This window comes from Citrobacter sp. Cs237 (assembly GCF_030332325.1).
Lineage (GTDB): Bacteria > Pseudomonadota > Gammaproteobacteria > Enterobacterales > Enterobacteriaceae > Citrobacter_A > Citrobacter_A sedlakii.
The window spans coordinates 478,603-502,145 of sequence record NZ_JAOWIB010000106.1; the positions used below are offsets into that span (position 1 = coordinate 478,603).

General features: G+C 54.7%; 27 protein-coding genes. 9 read left to right on the forward strand and 18 right to left on the reverse strand.

The features are described 5' to 3' along the window. The first annotated feature begins 115 nt into the window (after nt 1–115). From trmB to ansB, 4 genes are all read left to right on the forward strand, one after another. Nucleotides 116–835: a tRNA (guanosine(46)-N7)-methyltransferase TrmB gene (gene trmB, locus OGY07_RS15715; protein ID WP_042290426.1), complete on the forward strand. Its 720-nt coding sequence runs from the start codon at nt 116–118 to the stop codon at nt 833–835. Beyond that, nucleotides 835–1,161 carry a YggL family protein gene (locus OGY07_RS15720; RefSeq protein WP_042290424.1) on the forward strand — a complete coding sequence of 109 codons (327 nt, stop codon included), beginning with the start codon at nt 835–837 and terminating at the stop codon, nt 1,159–1,161. The genes trmB and OGY07_RS15720 overlap by 1 nt, the downstream gene beginning before the upstream one ends. Before the next feature lie 50 nt (nt 1,162–1,211). Further along, complete coding sequence (locus OGY07_RS15725; protein ID WP_042290421.1) at nt 1,212–1,931, forward strand: YggN family protein; 720 nt, start codon at nt 1,212–1,214, stop codon at nt 1,929–1,931. Nucleotides 1,932–2,120: 189 nt separating this feature from the next. Next, complete coding sequence (gene ansB, locus OGY07_RS15730) at nt 2,121–3,167, forward strand: L-asparaginase 2 (RefSeq protein ID WP_042290419.1); 1,047 nt, start codon at nt 2,121–2,123, stop codon at nt 3,165–3,167. Nucleotides 3,168–3,263: 96 nt separating this feature from the next. Here the strand turns inward: ansB and OGY07_RS15735 are convergent, their stop codons facing one another. From OGY07_RS15735 to OGY07_RS15770, 8 genes are all read right to left on the reverse strand, one after another. Next, entirely contained in the window at nt 3,264–4,565 is a 1,302-nt protein-coding gene (locus tag OGY07_RS15735) for a TRAP transporter large permease (protein WP_042290417.1), read from the reverse strand. Continuing rightward, the gene (locus tag OGY07_RS15740; RefSeq protein ID WP_205612827.1) at nt 4,565–5,068 is read right to left on the reverse strand and encodes a TRAP transporter small permease; all 504 of its coding nucleotides are present in this window, start codon (nt 5,066–5,068) and stop codon (nt 4,565–4,567) included. The genes OGY07_RS15735 and OGY07_RS15740 overlap by 1 nt, the downstream gene beginning before the upstream one ends. Nucleotides 5,069–5,115: 47 nt before the next feature. Next, the gene (locus OGY07_RS15745) at nt 5,116–6,102 is read right to left on the reverse strand and encodes a TRAP transporter substrate-binding protein (RefSeq protein WP_042290414.1); all 987 of its coding nucleotides are present in this window, start codon (nt 6,100–6,102) and stop codon (nt 5,116–5,118) included. Nucleotides 6,103–6,408: 306 nt separating this feature from the next. Further along, a complete protein-coding gene (hemW, locus tag OGY07_RS15750; protein ID WP_042290412.1) occupies nt 6,409–7,545 on the reverse strand; it encodes a radical SAM family heme chaperone HemW in 1,137 nt (378 codons plus the stop codon). Beyond that, nucleotides 7,538–8,131 carry an XTP/dITP diphosphatase gene (locus tag OGY07_RS15755; protein ID WP_286601598.1) on the reverse strand — a complete coding sequence of 198 codons (594 nt, stop codon included), beginning with the start codon at nt 8,129–8,131 and terminating at the stop codon, nt 7,538–7,540. Before OGY07_RS15755 ends, hemW begins: the two co-directional genes overlap by 8 nt. Before the next feature lie 7 nt (nt 8,132–8,138). Then, nucleotides 8,139–8,429 (reverse strand): DUF167 family protein YggU, encoded by a 291-nt coding sequence (gene yggU, locus OGY07_RS15760; protein WP_286601599.1) that lies wholly within the window; start codon nt 8,427–8,429, stop codon nt 8,139–8,141. Further along, nucleotides 8,426–8,992, reverse strand: coding sequence for a YggT family protein (locus tag OGY07_RS15765; RefSeq protein ID WP_042290404.1), 567 nt, complete (start codon nt 8,990–8,992; stop codon nt 8,426–8,428). The genes yggU and OGY07_RS15765 overlap by 4 nt, the downstream gene beginning before the upstream one ends. 18 nt (nt 8,993–9,010) lie before the next feature. Further along, nucleotides 9,011–9,715 (reverse strand): YggS family pyridoxal phosphate-dependent enzyme, encoded by a 705-nt coding sequence (locus tag OGY07_RS15770; RefSeq protein WP_060570948.1) that lies wholly within the window; start codon nt 9,713–9,715, stop codon nt 9,011–9,013. A gap of 17 nt (nt 9,716–9,732) precedes the next feature. Between OGY07_RS15770 and OGY07_RS15775 the strand changes: the two genes are divergently transcribed. Next, nucleotides 9,733–10,713 carry a type IV pilus twitching motility protein PilT gene (locus OGY07_RS15775; RefSeq protein ID WP_060570793.1) on the forward strand — a complete coding sequence of 327 codons (981 nt, stop codon included), beginning with the start codon at nt 9,733–9,735 and terminating at the stop codon, nt 10,711–10,713. Between the two features lie 33 nt (nt 10,714–10,746). Here OGY07_RS15775 and ruvX read toward each other — a convergent pair whose 3' ends face one another. The 8 genes from ruvX to hprR form a co-directional block, all read right to left on the reverse strand. Then, on the reverse strand, nt 10,747–11,163 hold the full coding sequence (gene ruvX, locus OGY07_RS15780; protein WP_042290401.1) for a Holliday junction resolvase RuvX: 417 nt from the start codon (nt 11,161–11,163) through the stop codon (nt 10,747–10,749). Continuing rightward, the gene (locus OGY07_RS15785; protein WP_286601605.1) at nt 11,163–11,726 is read right to left on the reverse strand and encodes a YqgE/AlgH family protein; all 564 of its coding nucleotides are present in this window, start codon (nt 11,724–11,726) and stop codon (nt 11,163–11,165) included. Before OGY07_RS15785 ends, ruvX begins: the two co-directional genes overlap by 1 nt. A 175-nt stretch (nt 11,727–11,901) precedes the next feature. Then, complete coding sequence (gene gshB / locus OGY07_RS15790) at nt 11,902–12,849, reverse strand: glutathione synthase (RefSeq protein WP_042290397.1); 948 nt, start codon at nt 12,847–12,849, stop codon at nt 11,902–11,904. A gap of 12 nt (nt 12,850–12,861) precedes the next feature. Next, nucleotides 12,862–13,593, reverse strand: coding sequence for a 16S rRNA (uracil(1498)-N(3))-methyltransferase (gene rsmE / locus OGY07_RS15795; protein WP_060570792.1), 732 nt, complete (start codon nt 13,591–13,593; stop codon nt 12,862–12,864). A gap of 71 nt (nt 13,594–13,664) precedes the next feature. After that, entirely contained in the window at nt 13,665–14,372 is a 708-nt protein-coding gene (gene endA / locus OGY07_RS15800; RefSeq protein ID WP_042290392.1) for a deoxyribonuclease I, read from the reverse strand. Between the two features lie 91 nt (nt 14,373–14,463). After that, a complete protein-coding gene (locus OGY07_RS15805) occupies nt 14,464–14,964 on the reverse strand; it encodes a SprT family zinc-dependent metalloprotease (RefSeq protein WP_269535479.1) in 501 nt (166 codons plus the stop codon). Between the two features lie 51 nt (nt 14,965–15,015). Next, entirely contained in the window at nt 15,016–16,371 is a 1,356-nt protein-coding gene (locus tag OGY07_RS15810; RefSeq protein WP_286601609.1) for a heavy metal sensor histidine kinase, read from the reverse strand. After that, a complete protein-coding gene (gene hprR, locus OGY07_RS15815; RefSeq protein WP_042290384.1) occupies nt 16,361–17,041 on the reverse strand; it encodes a response regulator transcription factor HprR in 681 nt (226 codons plus the stop codon). Before hprR ends, OGY07_RS15810 begins: the two co-directional genes overlap by 11 nt. Nucleotides 17,042–17,175: 134 nt before the next feature. On the opposite strand from hprR, the gene hiuH reads away from it, so the two are divergent. Beyond that, nucleotides 17,176–17,586, forward strand: a complete 411-nt coding sequence (hiuH, locus tag OGY07_RS15820; protein WP_060570790.1) for a hydroxyisourate hydrolase — start codon at nt 17,176–17,178, stop codon at nt 17,584–17,586. 50 nt (nt 17,587–17,636) lie between these two features. Here hiuH and galP read toward each other — a convergent pair whose 3' ends face one another. Together galP and metK are read right to left on the reverse strand one after the other, a co-directional pair. Next, nucleotides 17,637–19,052 (reverse strand): galactose/proton symporter, encoded by a 1,416-nt coding sequence (galP, locus tag OGY07_RS15825; protein ID WP_256380057.1) that lies wholly within the window; start codon nt 19,050–19,052, stop codon nt 17,637–17,639. Between the two features lie 373 nt (nt 19,053–19,425). After that, nucleotides 19,426–20,580, reverse strand: a complete 1,155-nt coding sequence (metK, locus tag OGY07_RS15830; RefSeq protein WP_286601613.1) for a methionine adenosyltransferase — start codon at nt 20,578–20,580, stop codon at nt 19,426–19,428. A gap of 415 nt (nt 20,581–20,995) precedes the next feature. Between metK and yqgG the strand changes: the two genes are divergently transcribed. The 3 genes from yqgG to speA all read left to right on the forward strand — a co-directional run bounded on the left by yqgG (nt 20,996) and on the right by speA (nt 23,352). After that, nucleotides 20,996–21,130 (forward strand): small protein YqgG, encoded by a 135-nt coding sequence (gene yqgG, locus OGY07_RS15835; RefSeq protein WP_269468262.1) that lies wholly within the window; start codon nt 20,996–20,998, stop codon nt 21,128–21,130. A 105-nt stretch (nt 21,131–21,235) separates the two neighbouring features. After that, a complete protein-coding gene (gene yqgB, locus OGY07_RS15840) occupies nt 21,236–21,367 on the forward strand; it encodes an acid stress response protein YqgB (protein WP_181823288.1) in 132 nt (43 codons plus the stop codon). Nucleotides 21,368–21,375: 8 nt separating this feature from the next. Further along, nucleotides 21,376–23,352, forward strand: a complete 1,977-nt coding sequence (speA, locus tag OGY07_RS15845) for a biosynthetic arginine decarboxylase (protein WP_042290374.1) — start codon at nt 21,376–21,378, stop codon at nt 23,350–23,352. Nucleotides 23,353–23,543: the final 191 nt, after the last annotated feature.

Genomic DNA, 23,543 nt, shown 5'->3' on the forward strand with positions numbered 1-23,543 from the left:
AACAGGGTGTAAACCGGAACTTTCCGCAGCGTGTCATCTTCCTTTACTTGCATCCGGCAACTAACTTTGGATAATGCCCGTTTTCAGAACTCAATCACAAGCAGACTTAACTTTTATGAAAAACGACGTCATTTCACCGGAATTTGATGAAAACGGCCGCCCGCTGCGCCGGATTCGCAGTTTTGTGCGTCGCCAGGGGCGACTGACCAAAGGGCAGGAACACGCGCTGGAAAACTACTGGCCGGTGATGGGCGTTGAGTTTAGCGAAGATCCCGTGGAATTCGCGACGCTGTTTGGCCGCGAAGCGCCGGTGACGCTTGAGATTGGTTTCGGCATGGGGGCTTCGCTGGTGGCGATGGCGAAAGCGCGCCCGGAGCAAAACTTCCTCGGTATTGAAGTGCATTCGCCGGGCGTGGGGGCGTGTCTGGCTTCCGCCCATGAAGAAGGCGTCGAAAACCTGCGCGTGATGTGTCACGACGCCGTTGAAGTACTGCACAAAATGATTCCTGACAATTCTTTATCGATGGTTCAACTCTTTTTCCCTGACCCGTGGCATAAAGCACGTCATAATAAACGCCGTATCGTTCAGGTGCCGTTTGCTGAACTGGTGAAAAGCAAGCTGAAGCTGGGCGGCGTGTTCCACATGGCGACCGACTGGGAAGCCTATGCGGAACATATGCTGGAAGTGATGTCTTCAATTGACGGCTATAAAAACCTGTCTGAGAGTCACGATTACGTACCGCGCCCGGCCTCGCGCCCGGTAACCAAATTTGAACAACGTGGCCATCGTCTTGGTCACGGCGTATGGGACTTAATGTTCGAGAGGGTGAAATAATGGCAAAGAACCGTAGCCGTCGTCTGCGTAAAAAAATGCACATCGACGAATTCCAGGAATTAGGGTTTTCGGTTGCATGGCGTTTCCCGGAAGGCACTTCTGAAGATCAGATTGATAAAACCGTTGATGACTTTATCAACGACGTGATCGAACCGAACAAACTGGCCTTTGACGGCAGCGGTTATCTGGCCTGGGAAGGTCTGATCTGCATGCAGGAAATCGGCAAATGCACGGAAGAGCACCAGACCATCGTGCGTAAATGGTTAGAAGATCACAAGCTTGAAGAAGTGCGCACCAGCGAACTTTTTGACGTTTGGTGGGACTAATAAAGCAAAGGGTCGGCAAATGCCGGCCCGATTTGTCTTGAGGGAAAGTTATGATGCGCAAAATGCTGCTGGCGGCAGCGCTTTCTGTTACTGCGATGTCCGCCCATGCAGATTACCAGTGCAGCGTCACGCCGCGTGACGATGTGATTCTTAGCCCGCAAACTGTGCAAGTGAAGGGCGAAAACGGCAATCTGGTCATCACGCCGGACGGCAATGTGATGTACAACGGCAAGCAATACTCCCTGAGCGCGGCGCAACGCGAACAGGCGAAAGATTATCAGGCGGCGCTGCGCAGCACCCTGCCGTGGATTGATGAAGGCGCCCGCTCACGCGTGGAAAAAGGCCGCGTCGCACTGGACAACATTATCGCTAAAGAAGTCGGCGAGAGCAGCAACATGCGCGGTCGCCTGACCAAACTTGATGCTCAGCTTAAAGAGCAAATGAACCGGATCATTGAGCACCGTACCGACGGTCTGACGTTCCACTATAAAGCGATCGATCAAGTGCGCGCCGACGGTCAGCAACTGGTGAACCAGGCGATGGGCGGCATTTTGCAGGACAGCATTAACGAGATGGGGGCGAAAGCCGTGCTCAAAGGCGGCGGTAATCCGCTCCAGGGCGTACTCGGCAGCCTCGGTGGTTTGCAAACCGCCATCCAGAATGAATGGAAGAATCAGGAAAAAGACTTCCAGCAGTTCGGCAAAGATGTTTGTAGCCGTGTGGTTACCCTGGAAGACAACCGCAAGGCGCTGGTCAGCAGCCTGAAATAATTCTTTCTTAAAAAACAATGGCACAGATCGTCTCTGTGCCGTTTTATCTTCCCTTTCCGCTTCGTTTTGATAGCCACCTCTAAATTTAACAATCTGAAAAATATATTTATCTGGTTAATTGGATGAAATCACATTATTCATCTGTGGCATTGGGATAATGCGGCAAATTCACGTAACTGGAGAAATAACATGGAGTTTTTCAGGAAAACGGCACTTGCCGCACTGGTGATGGGCTTTAGCGGCGCGGCGCTGGCCTTACCGAACGTCACTATTTTAGCGACCGGTGGCACCATTGCTGGCGGCGGTGATTCCGCCACCAAATCTAACTACACAGCGGGCAAAGTCGGTGTGGAAAACCTGGTGAACGCAGTACCTCAGTTAAAGGAGATCGCGAACGTCAAAGGCGAACAGGTGGTGAATATCGGCTCGCAGGATATGAACGACGAGGTCTGGTTAACCCTGGCGAAGAAAATCAATAACGAATGCGACAGCACCGATGGTTTCGTGATCACCCACGGTACCGACACCATGGAAGAAACGGCCTATTTCCTCGATCTTACCGTGAAATGCAACAAGCCGGTGGTGCTGGTGGGGGCGATGCGTCCATCCACGTCGATGAGCGCCGACGGTCCGTTCAACCTTTATAATGCGGTCGTAACGGCGGCAGACAAAGCCTCCGCTAACCGCGGCGTGCTGGTGGTGATGAACGATACTGTGCTTGACGGGCGTGACGTGACCAAGACTAACACCACCGATGTCGCCACCTTTAAGTCCGTTAACTACGGGCCGCTGGGCTACATTCACAACGGTAAAATTGACTATCAGCGCACCCCGGCGCGTAAGCACACGACATCCACGCCATTCGACGTCTCTAAGCTGAGCGAACTGCCGAAAGTAGGCATTGTGTATAACTACGCCAACGCTTCTGACCTGCCGGCTAAAGCGCTGGTGGATGCCGGTTATGAAGGGATTGTGAGCGCGGGCGTGGGTAACGGCAACCTGTATAAAACGGTTTTCGATACCCTGGCGACGGCGGCGCATAAAGGTACGGTAGTGGTGCGTTCTTCTCGCGTTCCGACCGGTTCTACCACTCAGGATGCAGAAATCGACGACGCGAAGTACGGTTTTGTGGCTTCCGGTACGCTGAACCCGCAGAAAGCGCGCGTGCTGCTGCAACTGGCGTTAACCCAGACTAAAGATCCGAAGCAAATCCAGACGATGTTTAATCAGTACTAATAGCGCTGGGCGGCTACGTGTCGTTGTAGCCCAGAGAAGCGTAGCGCCATCAGGCGCTTGCCGGGTGAAGGTCCTGCCTCACCCGGCTTTTCGTGTTTACATTAAACCCAGCAGTTGCGGCACGAACAGCGAAATTTGCGGGATGTAGACGATCATCATCAGCGCGATCAGCAGCGCGGCGTAAAACGGCAGCAGTGGCCGAATCAGCTGCTGAATCTTCACGCCGGAAATGGAACAGCCGACAAACAGCGCGCTTCCCACCGGTGGCGTAAGCAACCCGATACAGAGGTTGGAAACCATCATAATACCGAAATGAACCGGATCCATTCCCAGCTCCTGCGCGATAGGCAGGAAGATGGGCGTGAAGATCAGTACGGCGGGCGTCATATCCATAAAGATACCGACGATCAGCAACACGATATTGATTAACAGCAGAATGATGATCGGATTGTCCGAAATGCCCATCAGCGTGTCGCTGATCATGTACGGAATGTCCGCGTTGGTCATCGCCCATGACATCCCGACCGAGAAGCCGATCAGGAGCAGGACGATCGAGGTCGTCACCACTGACTCCAGAATCAGCTTCGGCAGGTCACGCCATTTCACTTCACGATAAATCAGCACCGACAGGATAAAGGTATACACCACCGCAATGGCAGAGGCTTCCGTCGCGGTAAAAATCCCGCCGAGAATGCCGCCCATAACGATAATCACCAGCAGCAGGCTGGGCAGAGCGTCAATCAATGCCCTGAAGGCCTGAGCGCAGGTTGGGCGTTCTGAAAGCGGATAATGGCGGCGTTTGGCGATGATCGCGCAGACCACCATGATCGCCAGTCCCATCAGAATGCCCGGCAAATAACCCGCCATAAACAGCGAGGCCACCGAAACGCCGCCTGCGGTAAGTGAAAAGACGATCAGCACATTGGAAGGTGGGATCAACAGTCCGGTGATACAGGAGGAGACGTTCACCGCGGTGGAAAACGTGGGATCGTAACCTTGTTTTGTCTGGATCGGGTTAAGCGTACCGCCCACTGCGGCGGCAGCGGCTACCGCCGAACCCGAAATGGAGCCAAACATCATGTTGGCCAGTACGTTGACATGGCCAAGCGATCCCGGTACCCGGCCCACCATCACCTGCGCCAGATTGATCAGGCGGATGGCGATGCCACCGCTGTTCATCAGCGTACCGGCGAAAATAAAGAAGGGAATGGCCAGCAGCGCAAAGTTATCCAGGCCGTTTGCCAGTCGCTGTGAAACAGTGATAACGGCGATATCCCACGGGAACATCAACAGCATCGAGGCGACGGTGGCAATGCCGATGGAAAAGGAAATCGGAACGCCAATAAAGACCAGAATAAAGAAGCAGCCAAAGAGGGTGAGAGCGATATAACTGTCCATCAGACGACTCCCTGCGTACCGTTTTTCAGTTTTTGAAGGCTTTGATAAATAAAGCACAGGGCATAGAACATCATCACCACGCCGCACAGCGGCAGGATAAAGTACACGTAGCCCATCGGGATCTGCATCGCCGCAGACACCTGCGCTGTCGCCAGCGTTTTCTCGATCAGCTTCAGGCCACCGGTAACGATGACGGATCCGGCGAAGCCGAAAATCATCACGTTGATCAGCAGACTAAGCAGGGCCTGCTTGCGTTTGTCGAGCGACATCGCCAGCAGGTCAATTGACAGGTGGCGCTGTGCGCCGACCGTATAGGCCGCGCCCAACAGGCCAACCCAAATCATTAAAAAGCGCGCCAGTTCATCGGTTAACGTGCTGGGCTGGTTGAGCACATAGCGGCTAAAAACCTGCCAGACCACGCAGATCACCAGCGCAATCATGACGATGACGGAAAATGCGGCAATGACGCGGTCTACCGCAAGTTTTAGGCGGTTAAATATCATCATTAAAATCCCGGTGTGCCGGGCCAGCGGCTGGCCCGGAAGAGTGGTTATTGCGCGGCGTTTTCAAATTTTTCCAGCAGCGCGGCTTGCCTGGAATCTTTCTTGAAGTCATCAAACAGGGGCTGTACCGCTGCACGGAACGGGGCTTTCTCGACTTTTATGATTTCGCCGCCCATGGCTTTCGCTTGCGCGCGGGTATCGGCGTCGATCTTGTCCCACAGTTTTTGCTGATGAGCTTCAGAGTTTTTCGCTGCGGTACTCAGGATCTGCTGCTGTTCAGGCGTGAGCTTGTCCCAGGTTTTCGTTGAGATCACCAGAAAATCAGGAATAGAGGCATGCTCGTCCTCAGAAAACACTTTGGCGATTTCAATGTGACGCGTCTGTACCCAGGAAGGCACGTTGTTCTCCGCGCCATCTACCACCCCTTGTTGCATGGCGGTATAAACTTCCCCAAAGGAGATGGGCGTGGGCGAACCGCCCATCAGCTCGATCATTTTAATGGTCGTCGGGCTGGCCTGAACGCGGATTTTTAAACCTTTCAGGTCTTCAGGCCGGGTAATGGGTTTTTTGGCGTAAAAGCTACGCGTACCGGCAACATAGGCGGAAAGGGCAAAGAATCCTTTGTCTTTAGTGGAATCCATAATTTCTTTACCGACTTCGCCAAATACCACTTTATTGAAATGATTCTGATCTTTAAATAAGAAAGGCAAATTATAAATTGCGTAGACGTTATCAAAAGATTCCAGATCGCTGGCGGAACCTTTTGTCATATCCAGCGCGCCATTTTGTAGCAGTTCCATTGTTTCGCGGGCATTGCCCATTTGGCTGCTGGGGTAAATACGCACCGTCATTTTACCGTCAGAAAGTTGTTTCACCTCTTTTGCCAGCTCTTCAAACGCCTGATGGACGACATGGCTACGCTCGAGATTGTGCGCCAGTTTTAGCGTCACTTTTTCCGCCGCGCTGGCGCCGGCGCTCAATAGTGCAAGAAGGGAAGCGCATAATAATGAACGAGAAAACGATCTGATCTTCATAAGGTAGGCTCCATGCTCCAGAGGGAAGATAGTGGTTTATATCTGCTGTCAGTAATTTAATTTCTGTATGATAGATTGACATAGTTGTCGTACATCTGTGCGCCATCTTAATCACTAATACGTCAGCCGAAAGGAGTTTGTATCTGTTTTGTGCGCCATGTTGGATATATTTTTCGCAGTACAGGGATTTTTTATTTCAATAAAAATAATGAAGAAGAATATTATGTGGAAATACCGCACTTACCGTTCGGTTTTATCGAATTTATTGGTCGGGGGAATGGGCGCCTTTAAAAAGGCGCGCGCTATTTATTCGGCAAGAAATAGTTCGAGGAGAGAGTTGAGAAACAGTTTACCGTGCTGGGTGATCTGCCAGTATTCTTCGCTTTCGGTCAGATAACCCTGCGCTTTCGCGTCGTCGATTTGTCGGCGAATCGTCGTTTCGCTCAGGCCGGTGTATTCGCTGAATTCGCGACGGGGCGCGGCTTCCAGCAAACGGAAGCGGTTCATAAAGAATTCGAACGGTTTGTCCGCTTGCGCCACATCACGCTGGCTTTCCAGATACCGTCCTTGCATATAGCCGCGCGGATGACGGGTTTTCGTGGTGCGCAAGATCCTGCCGTCCGGGAAGGTGACTTTGCCGTGTGCGCCGCAGCCAATCCCCAGATAATCGCCAAAGCGCCAGTAGTTCAGGTTGTGCTGGCACTGATAGCCCGGTCTGGCATAGGCAGAGGTTTCGTATTGCTGATAACCGGCGGCGGTCAGCAACTGGTGTCCTTGTTCGAAAATATCCCACAGCGCATCGTCATCCGGCAGTACCGGTGGGCGTGAGCCAAACAGCGTGTTCGGTTCAATGGTCAGCTGATACCAGGAAAGATGCGGTGGATTAAGCGCAATCGCCTGTTTCAGATCGCCAAGCGCCTCTTCCAGCGTCTGGTCCGGCAGGCCGTGCATCAGATCAAGGTTAAAACTGCGCAGACCCAGCCCGCAGGCCAGATTCGCCGCACGTAGCGCTTCTTCCGGGCCGTGAATACGCCCAAGCCGTTTCAGCTTCGGCTCACTAAAGCTCTGTACGCCGATGGAGATACGGTTAACGCCAGCGCGTTGATAGTCGACGAAGCGATCGGCCTCTACCGTTCCGGGATTCGCTTCCATGGTGATTTCCGCATCGGCGGCCAGATTCAGGCGCGCTCGCACGCCATCGAGCAGCGTTTGCATCGCCGGGCCGGAAAGCAAACTCGGCGTACCGCCGCCAATGAAAAGGGTCTTTACTTCACGCCCCTGTGCGTATGCGACGTCCGCATCCAGATCGCTCAGCAGGTGCTGAACGTAATCGTCGTGCGGCACTTCGCCCTTTAACGCATGCGAATTAAAGTCGCAGTACGGGCATTTCTGCACGCACCACGGAATGTGAATATAAAGACTCAGCGGCGGTAGCTTAACCATTACGCAAGGCTTCCAGTAACAGCTTCAGCGCCTGTCCACGGTGGGAAATCGCGATTTTTTCTTCGCGGGTCAGTTCAGCCGCCGTTTTGCCTTCCGAAGGGACAAAGAAGATGGGGTCGTAGCCAAAGCCGCCGCTACCTGCCGCTTCGCGTGTGATAACGCCCGGCCAACTGCCGTGGCAGACCAGTGGGGTCGGATCGTCCGCGTGGCGCAGATAAACCAGCACACAGTGGAAACGCGCCTGACGTTTATCGTCCGGAATGTCCTGCATTGTGTGCAACAGCTTTTCCAGATTCTGCTGGTCAGTGGCTTCCTCACCGGCGTAGCGCGCGGAGTAGATCCCCGGCGCGCCGCCCAGCGCGTCAACCGCCAGACCGGAGTCGTCGGCAATCGCCGGTAAACCGGTAACCTGAGCCGCATGGCGCGCTTTCAGGATCGCATTTTCAATGAAAGTCAGGCCGGTCTCTTCGGCGGAATCGACGCCGAGTGCCGTTTGCGCCACGACTTCAAGCCCGAAATCGCTCAGCAGCGATGCAAGCTCACGCACTTTACCGGCATTGCCGGTAGCGAGGACAACTTTTTGCATAGGATACCTAATCTGTTAACGCCGAGACTTCGGGCGGGATCTGTTGCGGATGAAGAATTTTAACCTGTTTATGGCGGCCAAGTTCGCCCTTTTCAATAATGACCTGGCTTTTCGCCACGCGGAACTGCTTGCCGAGAAACTTCACCAGATGGCTGTTCGCCTGGCCGTCTACCGGCGGAGCGGTAATGGCGACTTTCAGTTCGTCGCCGTGTAAACCAGCAATGCTGTCACGGCTGGCTTTCGGCTGAATATACAACCGTAAAACCAGACCGTCTTCGCAGCGCGTTACGGCACTCATAGCGCCATCCACAGCCCCGGCAGCAGCATGTTTCCGGTGGCCTGTAACAGCTCGCCAATCCCCATGTTGATCACATACAGCAACAGAACAAGGATCATCGGGGAGAAATCAATACCGCCCATACCGGGCAAAATGCGGCGTATCGGGCGCAGCAGCGGGTCGGCCAACTGCATCAGCACGAATTCGATCGGGCTGCGGCCCTGGCTGACCCAACTCATAATCGCCATCACCAGCAGCACCCAGAAAATCAGCAGACCGATAGTCTTCAGCACGATCAGCAGCGCGGCAATCCAGATAATCGGCAGGAAGGTCACCACCTTAAACAGCACGATCGCTTTGATAAAGCTGAGGATAAACGCCACCAGCAAAGAGGCGCTGTCGATGGGGCCCATCGGTGGAATGATGCGGCGCAAGGGGCCAATAATCGGCTGCGTGACTTTCACCACGAACTGGGAGAAAGGGTTGTAAAAATCGCAGCGAGCCCACTGCATCCACACGCGCAACAACAGCACCATGGTGTACAGCTCAATTACCGTTGAGAGCAGGAAGGTCAACGTATTCATCGCGTTCCTCAGTTTTCCTTAATTTTTTGTGTAATCCCGGGCGCCAAAGATGGCGGTGCCGATACGGACCATCGTACTACCGGCGGCGATAGCGGCATCCATATCGTCCGACATGCCCAGTGACAGCGTGTCGACGTCAGGATAGCGCGCTTGCAGCCCGGCAAATGCTACAGCCATTTGGCGTGCGACTTCAAACTGCCTTACATAATCTGACTCTGGCGCCGGAATCGCCATCAGACCACGCAGGCGAAGATGGGGTAATTCAGCGACCTCCGCAGCAAGCGCATCCAGGGCCTCCAGTGAAATCCCGGACTTGCTGTTCTCATCACTAATATTGATTTGAATCAGCACGTTAAGTGGAGGAAGTTCAGCCGGACGTTGCTCGCTCAGACGCGCGGCGATGCGCAGACGGTCAATGGTATGGCACCAGTCAAAATGCTCTGCCACCAGACGGCTTTTATTGGACTGTAGCGGGCCGATAAAGTGCCATTGCAGGCCTTCAACGCCTTGCGCCTGAAAATGGCGGATTTTCTCCACTCCTTCCTGCACGTAATTTTCGCCAAATGCACGCTGTCCGGCAGCGATGGCTTCTTCGATGGCGCTCGCAGGTTTGGTTTTACTGACTGCAAGCAACGTAACTTCTTCTGAAGCGCGACCGCAACGCGATGCGGCGGCTGAGATTTTGTCCCGGACCTGTGCCAGGTTATGCGCGATATCGTTCATTTTCCGAGGATGCATCTATGAATATGGAAGAAATTGTGGCCCTTAGTGTAAAGCATAATGTCTCGGATCTACACCTAAGCAATGCGTGGCCGGCGCGATGGCGCAAGCGAGGACGGCTTGAGGCGGCGCCATTCCCTATACCGGATATGGACAGCCTGTTGGCGCAATGGCTTGATGCGCGACAGCTGGCGGTGTTTCAGCAGGAAGGGCAGCTTGATTTCGCCGTCACGCTTACGGGTAACCAACGCTTGCGGGCCAGCGCCTTTCGTCAACAGCGGGGGATATCGCTGGCGCTGCGCTTGTTGCCCTCCCGTTGCGCCACCCTGGAAGCGCTGGCGACGCCTGCGGCACTGCCTGAACTGCTTGCCAGCGAGAACGGACTGATACTGGTGACCGGAGCGACGGGCAGCGGTAAATCCACCACCCTGGCGGCAATGGTGGACTGGCTCAACCGCCATACCGACGGACATATTCTGACGCTGGAAGATCCCATTGAGTACATTTACGCCAGCCAACGCTGCCTGATTCAACAGCGTGAGATCGGTATGCATTGCTCATCGTTTGCCGCGGGATTACGCGCGGCGCTGCGGGAAGACCCAGACGTTATTCTGCTCGGGGAACTGCGGGACAGCGAGACCATCCGCCTGGCGCTGACGGCGGCGGAAACCGGGCATCTGGTATTGGCGACGCTACATACCCGCGGCGCGGCGCAGGCCGTCGAGCGGCTGCTGGATACCTTTCCGGCGCAGGAAAAAGAGCCGGTGCGCAGCCAACTGGCGGGCAGTCTGCGCGCCGTTTTGTCGCAAAAGCTGGAGCCCGATAAGCAGGAAGGGCGCGTTGCGCTGTTTGAATTGCTGATCAACACCCCAGCGACGGGAAATTTAATTCGTGAGGGCAAAACGCACCAACTACCCCATGTCATTCAGACCGGACAGCAGGCAGGAATGATGACTTTTGCCCAGAGTTGGCAGCAGCGTCAGGCGCAGGGGCGAGTGTAGCCAGCTAAGCGGCGTGTCAACGCGGAGGGCGCCTCAATAACCCTGCTCGAAATAGCTTTCGAGAATGATGACTGCAGAAGCGGAGTCAATCTTACCTTTGTTGAGCGCGCGATAGCCGCCTTGCTCAAACAGGCCAGACCGTGCTTCAACGGTGCTCAGGCGTTCGTCATGCAGCGTTACCGTCACGCCAAATCGACCATGGATGCGGTTAGCAAATTTGCGCGCGCGGGCAGTGAGCGGTTGCTCGGTGCCGTCCATGTTTAGCGGCAAGCCAACGATGATTTCATCCGGCTGCCACTCTTTGAGCAGGCGTTCGACGAGTAGCCAGTCCGGCGTGCCGTCCTGCGCTTTTATCGCCGGAAGCGGGCGGGCGGTGCCGGTGACGCGTTGACCAATCGCCACGCCGATACTTTTGGTGCCAAAATCAAAGGCCAGTAACGTTCCGCTCATCAGGCATGCCCCGCCACGCCGGGCATGGTCTGAATGTCGATGCCAATCAGTCTGGCAGCGTCGCGCCAGCGGTCGGCTATAGGCGTTTTGAACAGAATATTGAGATCGGCGGGTGCGGTCAGCCAGGCGTTATCCAGCAACTCTTGCTCCAGTTGGCCTTTATCCCACGACGCGTAGCCCAGCGCGACCAGCACTTCAGAGGGTTGTTCGTGGGTGCCTAAGGTTTCCAGTACGTCACGGGAAGTGGTAATGACCGTGTTATCGGAAATGCGAATGCTTGATGAAAAACGCGACGGAGGGGTGTGCAGGATAAACCCGCGATCTTCCGCCAGCGGGCCGCCGAGCATCACCGCTTTATCCAGGCGAATAGCCGGATCGCGCGGTTCCGGGGTGATTTTCAGCTTTTCCAGAATTCCTTCAATCTGCAAGTTTTCCAGCGGTTTGTTAACAATAATCCCCATTGCGCCATCTTCATTATGTTCGCAAATATAGACCACAGAGCGGCGGAAAATCGGATCCTGGAGAGCAGGCATGGCAATAAGAAAGTGATGCTGTAAATTCATTGTCAGAGGTTCTGTGTCCTAGTTTAAAAAATCAACAGGGGTCAGTATGTGTGGAAAGCGTTAAATTGTCACTCTCAGAAACGCGTTGCCGGATGGGGCTTCGCTTTATCTGGCGAACAGGGACGCAAAATGTCAGCCGGACACGACGCCCAGGCGTCGCGTCCGGCGTCAGATTTTACCTGGCAAGGCGCGCTTCGATGGCGTCCATCAGCATGCCGGTAATGGAGACGGGGAACTCCGCTTCAATCTCGCGAATACAGGTCGGGCTGGTGACGTTAATCTCGGTCAGGCGATCGCCAATGATGTCCAGACCGACAAAAATCAGCCCTTTAGCTTTCAGCGTTGGCCCAATGCGGCGCGCGATTTCCCAGTCGCTGTCGGTTAATGGACGCGGTTCGCCACGACCGCCCGCGGCGAGGTTGCCACGGGTTTCGCCGCCCTGCGGGATACGCGCCAGGCAGTACGGCACCGGCTCGCCATCCACCACCAGCACGCGCTTATCGCCATCGACAATCGCCGGCAGATAGTTCTGCGCCATGCAGTAACGGGTGCCATGCTCGGTCAGGGTCTCGGCAATCACCCCGAGGTTCGGATCTCCCTCTTTCACCCGGAAAATGGACGCGCCGCCCATGCCGTCCAGCGGCTTAAGAATAATGTCGCTGTGTTTCTGCCAGAAGGCTTTCAACTGTGCTTTGTTGCGGGTGACCAGCGTTTCCGGCGTCAGGTCAGAGAACCAGGCGGTGAACAGTTTTTCATTACAGTCGCGCAGACTCTGCGGTTTGTTCACGATCAGCGTACCTTTCTCTTCGGCGCGCTCCAGAATGTAGGTGGCGTAAATAAATTCGGTATCAAACGGCGGATCTTTACGCATCAGAATCACGTCGAGATCCGCCAGCGCCAGATCCTGCTCGCCGGTAAAATCATACCATTTGTCGTAGTTCTGCTCGACGCTCAGCGTGCGCGTATGCGCGCGGGCTTCACCATTGATCAAATAAAGATCGGCCATCTCCATATAATGAAGTTCGTAACCACGACGTTGCGCTTCCAGCAGCATAGCGAAGCTGGAGTCTTTCTTGATGTTGATGCTTGCGATGGGGTCCATCACGATGCCGAGCTTGATCATTATTCTTCTCCGTTAGCCCAGATCGCCAAAACGCACCTGCAGCGCGGTGATGGCGGTGAGCGCAGTTGTCTCAGTACGCAGAACGCGAGGTCCTAACAGAATATCAGTAAACTGGTAGCGTGCGGTCATGGCGATTTCATCTGCCGACAGCCCGCCTTCCGGGCCAATCAGCAGACGAACGCGCTCAACCGGCAGCGGCAGCGTATTAATACTGTTGCTGGCGCGGGGATGAAGGTTCAGTTTTAACCCTTCTTCCTGTTCCGCGCACCAGGCTTCCAGATCCATCGCCGGGCGGATTTCCGGCACCCGGTTGCGGCCACACTGTTCGCAGGCGGCGATGGCGATTTTCTGCCACTGCTGCAGCTTCTTGTTCAGACGTTCATTATCCAGTTTAACGCCGCAGCGCTCAGAAAAAAGTGGCGTAATGAGGCTTACACCAAGCTCGATCGATTTCTGGATGGTGAATTCCATTTTTTCACCGCGCGACATCACCTGTCCAAGGTGAATATGTAACGGCGATTCGCGATCGTCTGTTTCTCCGCGCAGAACCTTTACCTCCACGCTCTTTTTACTGGCATGGGTAATTTCGGCGTCAAAAACCTGATTGCTGCCGTCAAACAGCTGCAGCGCCTGACCCGGCCCCATCCGCAGAACGCGCCCGATATGATTCGCGGCATCTTCGCACAATGAAAACTGCGTGTTAGCGGTAATGGGTTCAGGGTGATAAATGCGGGGAATACGCATGGTTAACAGTCCGCGTCTTGCCCCACGCCCGTTGGCGCGGGGAGGTTTAATATGAATCCCGCTAGTGTAGGTTAGCTCTTTTGCGCCTGGCAAGCGCGTTGCACATACGGGTTGTGGTTGCCTTGCACCTTCGCGATACGTTCGTCGCGCTCGCACTCCCAGTCGCTGACCGGGTACATCTTATTCCACGCGTTGAAAAGTTGGGTTTGCTGGCGGGATAGGGTCAGATCGTACTGGTCGCGCATGTAAAAGTACGTCCGGGCGATGGCGCCGCGAGCGCGGGCGGGCGGCTCGGCGGCCTTCGCTTTAAAGTCGACCTTCATTGCACACTGCCCGTATTGACCATCGCCGCCGTTCCATTGGCTGTACATAAAGTTGCCGCGATCGCCGTTGACCTCGCCAACGGCGGGCTGCAGGTTATGCATGTCGCTTTCCATTTTGCGATAGACCGGGTCTTTGGCGCAGTTTTTACGCCCACCGTCCTGCCAGCACTGACGCTGGTGGCCAAACTGCCATGCAGGAACCACGTGTTCCCATTCAATTCGGCTGGCGCGGTTTTCATTTTTACGCACTTTATAGCCGCAGGATGCGAGATCAACGACCCCTTTTTTCCCCTGCCAGTTGATTTTACATCCGCAGTAGAAGTCGCCAGGTACGTCGGCGTAGATCTTGACGCCAGCGGCTTTGGCTTGTGAAAAGCTGTTGATTCCGGCAGCAAGGGCCGGGCCTGAAAATACCGTTGCCAGCAGCGCAGCGGTAACACTCAAATGACGGTACATCACACACTCCGTGTCAAAACGAGCCCGCAACGTAGCGAAAGATGATTTGGGATGCAATCAGTCAGATCAGGAAAGTTCCTGATAGTTCTTATTATTTCAGTGGCACTAAGGGTTCGCCGCAGTGAACGCAGCGGTAGGTGGCCTCACCGCGTACCACACGATTATGGCGGCGGACGGTCAATTGATGTTCCTGACACTGACAGCGATAAGGATAGGTATTGCGGCGCACTGACTGGAGCGCAAACTCATGGGTGCGCCGTGCAGGCACGCCAAGTACGCTTTCCATCATCCATTTCCACTCTTTACCGTGCGGCGCCACGCGGCCAAAGTGCTTCCAGACCAGCAAATGCGCCAGCTCGTGGGGAACCACTTCGCTGATAAATGCGTCGGTGTTCTCCATCAGCAAGACCGGGTTCAGGCGAATTTCGTAGCTTTCCAGCCAGGCGGTGCCGGCGGAGGTGCCACGCTGCTGATAAATCAGCTTAGGTTCAGGATAGCTGCGCGCCAGTTTCAGGTTTGCCCTGGCGAGATTTTCCCGCAGGCTGCGCATAACGGCCTGCTGGACGGCGATGGGGAGACGGGCTGTTTTCATAACGGCAGAGAATAATGGCTAAAAAAGGCGACTGCAACCAGCGCTTACCTGTCAGGCAGGAAAGTGCAGGGCGAAAATATGTTTTCCGTCGCGAAAGCGGTAGCTCACTGTGGCGGAATGCAGAGTCATAATGGCTTTAACCAGCGATAATCCCAGCCCATAACCCGCAGACTGACGGGCATTGTCTCCTCGCCAGAAGCGATGAAACAGCTTATCGGCGTTCAGGGCGGCGGTGCCTGGATTACGGATCTCGATAACCGTTTGGTCAGGGTTGCCACTGGCCTCAATCTCCACGGTGGCCTGTGCTGGCGAATAGCGGATCGCATTACTGAGCAGGTTCATTAATACCCTTTGCAGCAACGTCCGGTCCGCCTGAATCGTTGCATCGCCTGATACGAAAAAGCGGATGTTCTTTTCTTCGGCTTCGTACTCAAGAAACTCGACAAGGTTGTTGATGATCGCGGAGTAAGCCACCGCTTCTTTGGCGAGCAAAATAGTATGATGCTCCGCCCTGGCGAGGAAAAGGATGTTTTCCGTTAGACGCGACAGTCCCTCAAGCTCCTCAATATTGCTCGCCAGCGTGTGTTGATATTGTTCTGCCGTGCGCGCTTTGCTTAACGCCACCTGGTTATGGCCCAACAGAATATTGACCGGGGTACGCAGCTCGTGCGCCAGATCGTCAGCAAACTGATTCAGGCGCGTAAAGTCATCACAGAGCTTCTGGCGCATCACGTTCAGCGCGCTGCCCAACGGCTTCAACTCGACGGGGAGCGCATTTTCGTCCAGCGGCTGGCTCAGCCCGCGACTGTCGATATTAGCCGTCTGCTGACTGAGCGATGTTATCGCTTTTAGCCCTCGCCTGACCAGAAAGGGGGTGAGCGCTGAGCACACCAGGATGGCGAGAATGCCGATCGCCAGGCTGTTATTCCGGTACTGCTCAAGCATGTCCTGGCGTTCCGATGCCAGTCTTGCGACGGTAATGGTGACAGGGCGGGCGTCGCTACTCGCGATGATGCGTACCGCTGAAAGTTGCGTACCGGCAATATCCCTTTTGGCGAGGGACGCCAGCGTCGGTTTTTGCTGCGCCGGAAGGGCATCCAGAACCGCTGGATTGACCCCGGTATGATTAACGGCAATATTTTCCGACGTGGGGGAGTGGATAAGCAGAATGTCCTGGCGGGTGTCCATCATCCGGTTGAAATAAAGGGGAAGATTTTCCGCTTTCGCGCCGTCAACAAGCAGTTGTCGGATTTGCTCCGCGCGGTTAATCAGAGTGATGTCATCACGCCAGGTCAGCTCTTTACTCAGCGCGCGATACAGCGTCCAGCTGACGCCTGCGCAGGCGAGAGTCAGCACCAGCACAAATAACAACGTCAGGCGCAACGTCATGGAGAGTTCACGCTTCATTGTTTTCTCCGGCGCACAGGCGGTAACCCATCCCTCTGACAGTGCCGATCAGCTTCACCTCAAACGGATCGTCGATTTTTGCCCGCAGGCGGCGGATGGCGACGTCTACCGTGTTGGTCTCACTGTCGAAATTGATTCCCCATACCTCGCTGGCGATGACCGCTCTGGGGATGATTTCTCCGGCTCTGGACGCCAGCAGCCAGAGCAGCAGAAACTCTTTCCGGGTTAAGACAATGGCCTTTCCTTCGCGGGAAACGCTTTGCCTGACGGAGTCCATTTCCAGCCCGCTGATTTTTATTCGGGTCTGGCCGCGACTGTGATTTCTCAACAGCGCGCGCACCCGCGCCAGCAGTTCGGCGAAGGAAAAAGGCTTCACCAGATAATCATTGGCGCCGGACTCCAGCCCTTTTACCCGGTCCTCAATGGCGTCGCGAGCGGTCAGACAAATGACCGGCGTTTGCTGTGCGGTTCTGATCGCTTTCAACACCTGCCAGCCGTCCAGTTCTGGCAGCATGATATCCAGAACGATCAGGCTATAAGGTTCATGCAGCGCGAGACGGAGTCCCATTTTGCCATCGCTGGCCTGGTCGACGACATAGCCTGCTTCCGTCAGCCCCTGGCTTACCCAGTCGCGGGTTTTCTGGTTATCTTCAATCAGCAAAATCTTCATGGAATTCACTATGTCACACGCGGCGGGTCACGGCTAAAAATAACACCAAAGATGACGAAAATGTAATGCGAATGTCAGGTTAGCAGCGGGCGGTTCATCTACATTTGTCTCACTCACCCCATACGGAGCGACACATGAAAAAAACTATTTTGACCGTAGCGTTACTCAGCGCAATGGCTGTACCCGCCATGGCGATGGCGGCAGCCACTAACCTGCTGAGCGTACATATTCTCGATCAGCAAACCGGCAAGCCTGCGGCGAATGTTGAGGTTATCCTTGAGCAAAAACGTCAGGACGGCTGGCAGCAGTTAAACAGCGGCCGCACCGATCGGGACGGCAGAATTAAGGCGCTATGGCCTGAACAGGCGGCAAAACCAGGGGATTATCGCGTAACGTTTAAAACCAAACCGTACTTCGACAGCAAACAGCAGGCGAGTTTTTTCCCTGAAGTTCCCGTTGAATTTCATATCAGCAATACCAGCGAACACTACCACGTTCCCTTACTGCTGAGTCAATACGGTTACTCGACCTATCGGGGAAGCTAAGGGTTAAGAGAAACGGGCGTCCTCTCAGACGAGAGGACGCGCAGGGAAGATTAGTCGTGCGCGCCGATTTCGCGCAGCTTGCGGCCTTTCATCAGGTTACGCTCGATGTGTTCCAGCGACACATGTTTGGTTTCCGGCACCAGCCACAGCGTGAGCAGAATGAACAGCACGTTCAGCGCGGCGTACACCCAGAAGGTGTTAGCGCTGCCCAGGTTGTTGAGCATGGTCAGGAATGTTGCCCCGACGATCATGTTGGCGATCCAGTTGGTGGCGGTAGAGCAGGTGATACCGAAATCGCGACCTTTCAGCGGCTGAATTTCAGAACACAGGACCCAGATCAGCGGACCGGCGCTCATGGCGAACCCGATGATAAACATCAACAGCATGGCGATGGCGAAGTACTGGGCTGCCGGCGAGTGGATGCCAACGTGCATCATCGTCCCCATAATTCCCATCCCTGCCGCCATGACCAGGAAGCCCAGCGTCAACGTCGGCTTACGGCCCCAGCGGTCAACCAGGCCGATAGCGATAAAGGTGGCCAGTACGTTAGTCAGACCGACAATAACGGTACCCCACATCTGTTCGGTGGTGTTCGTGTAACCCGCCAGTTCGAAGATTTTCGGCGCGTAATACATGATGACGTTCATCCCGGTGAACTGCTGCATCACCTGTAACAGCACGCCGAGGAATACCGCGCGGCGGAAGTTGCTGTTCTCTTTAAACAGCGCCCAGCCGCTTTGTTTTACCTGCAAACTTTCACGGATTTCGTCCAGCTCGCGCTTCGCTTCGGCGCTGGTGTCACGCAGGCGCAGCAGCACCCGTTCCGCGTCGTGGAAGCGGCGTTTCGCGGCAAACCAGCGCGGGCTGTCGGGGAGGAAGAAAACGCCGATCAGCAGCAGGATAGCCGGAATGATGATAATGCCCAGCATCCAGCGCCATGCGCCGCTGTAGCTAAAGGCGGTATCTGAGAGATAGGCGCCGAGAATACCAATGGTGATCATCAACTGATACATGGAAATCATACTGCCGCGAATTTTCTCCGGCGCAATCTCAGACAGATACAGCGGGGCGGTGTAAGAGGCGACGCCGACGGCCAGCCCCAGCAGCACGCGGGAAAGAATCAGCACCTCGACGTTAGGCGCAGCGGCGGAAAACAGCGAACCAGCAACAAACAGGATCGCGCCAATCATCAGGCTTTTCTTACGCCCGAGCTTGAAGGAGAGCCAGCCGCTGCCGACGGCGCCCACTGCCGCACCGAACATCATGGAGCTGACAACCCACTCCTGGGTGTGGGCGGAAATCTGGAACTCGTCAGTAATAAACGGTAACGCGCCGGCAATAACGCCGATATCCAGGCCAAAAAGTAATCCTGCCAGGGCTGCAAGGAAGCAGACAAAAAATGTCATCGCCTTATTTGAACGCCCCTGTTTTTTATTGTCAGGCATTATGCCCTCCGATTGGGTTATCAGTTTTGATGATGGTAAGGGTAGGTCAGTGCACCGTAAAAATATGTGATTGTTATCACGTTGGTGTAATCGGTTACACTATCATTTATCCCATTAATGTTTTAACTTACTGAAATTAAAACCTTTTACTAACCTTAGTACGGGAGCGTTTGTCTGAATTTAAGACAAAGCTGAAAAACAATGTAACAACTCTGCGAGCGGGATCATGGCGAAGGGAAATGGCGGTCAGAGGGGGAGAAAAGCGAATGTAATCGCTTTCATGAATACGTTATGAGGCCGTGTAAAGTGTAGATGACGCAGGGAGGTTTTGCCGGAAGGGCAACGCGTATCCGGCCTGCGTTGTAGGATGCGGGCCGGATACGCAGAGAAGGGATTATTTCAGACCAGCAGCGTCGCGCAGTACCTGCGCTTTGTCGGTTTTTTCCCACGGGAAATGCTCGCGGCCAAAGTGACCATACGCAGCGGTTTCTTTGTAGATCGGGTGCAGCAGATCCAGCATCTGAATCAGGCCGTAAGGGCGAAGATCAAAGAATTCACGCACCAGCAGGGTTAACTGTTCAGTCGACACTTTTTCCGTACCGAAGGTTTCCACCATGATGGAAGTCGGTTCAGCCACCCCGATGGCATAAGACACCTGGATTTCACAACGGTCAGCCAGACCCGCTGCAACGATGTTTTTCGCCACGTAACGCGCCGCGTAGGCTGCGGAACGGTCAACTTTTGATGGATCTTTACCGGAGAATGCGCCGCCGCCGTGACGCGCCATACCGCCGTAAGTATCGACGATGATTTTACGGCCAGTCAGACCACAGTCGCCCATCGGGCCGCCGATAACGAAACGACCGGTCGGGTTGATGAAGAATTTGGTGGCGGAAGACAGCCATTCGGTTGGCAGAATCGGCTTGATGATCTCTTCCATCACCGCTTCCTGCAGCGTTTTCTGCTCGATATCTTCAGCATGCTGGGTGGACAGCACGACCGCGTCGATGCCGACAATTTTACCGTCATCGTACTGGAAGGTGACCTGGCTTTTCGCATCCGGACGCAGCCACGGCAGGGTGCCGTTTTTACGGACTTCAGCCTGACGTTGTACCAGACGGTGCGCGTAGGTGACCGGCGCAGGCATCAGCACGTCGGTTTCGTTGGTGGCATAGCCGAACATCAGGCCCTGGTCGCCCGCGCCTTGCTCCAGCGGATCGGCACGGTCTACACCCTGGTTGATGTCTGGCGACTGTTTGCCAATGGCGCTCAGAACCGCACAAGAGTTGGCGTCAAAGCCCATGTCGGAATGCACATAGCCAATTTCGCGCACGGTGTTACGGGTGATCTCTTCGATATCGACCCATGCGCTGGTGGTGATTTCACCACCCACTAAAACCATACCGGTTTTGACGTAGGTTTCACAGGCGACGCGCGCTTTCGGATCCTGTTCCAGGATCGCATCCAGCACGGCATCAGAGATTTGGTCAGCGATTTTGTCAGGATGCCCTTCTGATACGGACTCGGACGTAAAAAGGTGTTTAGCCATTTTTTGTTTCACCTAAGGAGAATTTGGTTAGCTCAAACTGCTGTGCGGAAAAGCCAGGGTAGAAGATTCCACCAGGGCTTGCAGGTTAGTGACACTGGCAGTCTGAGTGTTAATCAGTATGGATGGATTAACATCTGGACGGCTATTTTAGGTTACTTCTTCACCCGATTTCCAGTTTTTTTTGAATCATCTCTCACTGCGTTGTAAACGAGTGTGGAAATTTTTACAAACACTGATGGCAATCTGCGCATTTATGTTTTGCTTTTTAAATCGCTTATCGGTATAAATCGCGGCGCGCGGCTCACACAAAAAAGCGCTCGATGGATTCATCGTGTCGCCACTTCCAGCCGGGTTAAAACGAATGCTTTGGCTTTTGGCTTGTCCTGCGGGGCGGCCGTGGAGGTGATACGAAATAATGAACCGTTGTTTACTGCTGAATCTGACGCACCGTTCTGGTGTGCGCATGTCCCCCGCATTCTGCATCTCTGTTTTGCATACCTGCCGATGTTATACCCATCTCGGCGCTTCTCAGGACTCCAGGGCCGGTTGATCGCTTTGTGATTTCTGAACAAGGGCACTCCTGAATCTCAGGAGGTTTCTCGTGGTTTCGCCGAACCTTGTCATACTTAAGTTCGGTTACGTGTTTTACAATGATATGAATAAGAAACCGGTCGCACGGCCTCGCTTTCAGCACAATGTGCTGAAACTTAGCGCCGTTTATGGGTTGTTATCGCAGTGTTACGCTGCGATAGTAGTCAACTGTTTTACACTTAATACAAAGAGTTGAGGTTCGCTATGTCTGACGATATGTCTATGGGTTCGCCTTCGTCAGCGGGCGAACAGGGTGTACTACGCTCCATGCAGGAGGTTGCAATGAGCTCCCAGGAAGCCAGCAAGATGCTGCGTACTTACAATATTGCCTGGTGGGGCAATAATTACTATGACGTCAACGAGCTGGGCCACATCAGCGTGTGCCCGGATCCTGACGTTCCGCAAGCGCGCGTCGACCTCGCCAAACTGGTGAAGGCTCGCGAAGCGCAGGGGCAGCGCCTGCCTGCACTCTTCTGCTTTCCGCAGATCCTGCAACACCGTCTGCGTTCCATTAACGCCGCGTTTAAACGCGCGCGGGAATCGTATGGCTATAACGGCGACTATTTCCTCGTTTACCCGATCAAAGTAAACCAGCACCGTCGCGTCATTGAATCCTTGATCCACTCTGGCGAACCGCTGGGGCTGGAGGCGGGGTCAAAAGCTGAGCTGATGGCGGTACTGGCGCACGCGGGCATGACCCGTAGCGTGATCGTGTGTAACGGTTATAAAGACCGTGAATACATCCGTCTGGCGCTGATTGGCGAAAAGATGGGCCATAAGGTCTATCTGGTTATCGAGAAGATGACGGAAATCGCTATCGTGCTGGAAGAGGCCGAGCGTCTGAACGTCGTGCCGCGCCTCGGCGTGCGCGCCCGTCTGGCCTCGCAAGGCTCGGGTAAATGGCAGTCTTCCGGCGGCGAAAAGTCGAAATTCGGCCTGGCGGCGGCGCAGGTGCTGCAACTGGTGGAGATTCTGCGCGAACGCGGGCGTCTCGACAGTATTCAACTGCTGCACTTCCATCTCGGTTCGCAAATGGCCAACATTCGCGATATCGCCACTGGTGTGCGTGAGTCGGCGCGTTTCTACGTAGAGCTGCACAAACTGGGCGTGAACATCCAGTGTTTCGACGTTGGTGGTGGTCTTGGTGTGGACTATGAAGGCACCCGCTCGCAGTCTGACTGCTCGGTAAACTACGGCCTTAATGAATACGCTAACAACATTATTTGGGCGATTGGCGATGCCTGCGACGAGCACGGCCTGCCGCACCCGACGGTGATCACCGAGTCAGGTCGCGCCGTTACCGCGCACCATACGGTGCTGGTTTCCAATATCATCGGCGTAGAGCGTAACGAATACACGGAAGCAACGCCGCCTGCGGACGACGCGCCGCGCGCGCTGCAAAGCATGTGGGAAACCTGGCAGGAAATGCATGAACCAGGCACCCGCCGTTCGCTGCGTGAATGGCTGCATGATAGCCAGATGGACCTGCACGATATTCATGTGGGTTATTCGTCCGGAACCTTTAGCCTTCAGGAACGCGCCTGGGCCGAGCAGCTGTATCTGAACATGTGTCATGAAGTGCAGAAACAGCTCGACCCGAGCAACCGCGCGCATCGCCCGATCATCGACGAACTGCAGGAGCGGATGGCGGACAAAATGTACGTCAACTTTTCCCTGTTCCAGTCGATGCCGGATGCGTGGGGGATCGATCAGTTGTTCCCGGTATTGCCGCTGGAAGGACTGGATCAGGTGCCGGAGCGCCGCGCGGTACTGCTGGACATCACCTGCGATTCTGACGGCGCTATCGATCACTATATCGACGGTGACGGTATCGCTACCACGATGCCGATGCCGGAATACGATCCGGATAACCCGCCAATGCTTGGCTTCTTTATGGTCGGCGCGTATCAGGAGATCCTTGGCAACATGCATAACCTGTTTGGCGACACCGAAGCGGTTGACGTGTTTGTCTTCCCTGATGGCAGCGTCGAGGTTGAGCTGTCAGACGAAGGGGATACCGTGGCGGACATGTTGCAATATGTGCAATTAGATCCGAAAACGCTGCTGACCCACTTCCGCGATCAGGTGAAACAGACCGGACTGGACGATGCGCTGCAGCAGCAGTTCCTTGAAGAGTTTGAAGCCGGTCTTTACGGGTACACGTATCTGGAAGACGAGTAGCGGTTGATGCCCGGCGGCGCTGCGCTGTCCGGGCCGACAATTCCGCGCCGGATAGGGTGAATCCGTCAACCGGCAGGATGCTATACTCACTTGAACCCGTATGAATTAACGGCGATAATTCGTCCCAATAAGCGATTTACGAATCAATCCCTTCCTCGTCGGGTTTAACGACGCGGAAGGGATTTTTTTTC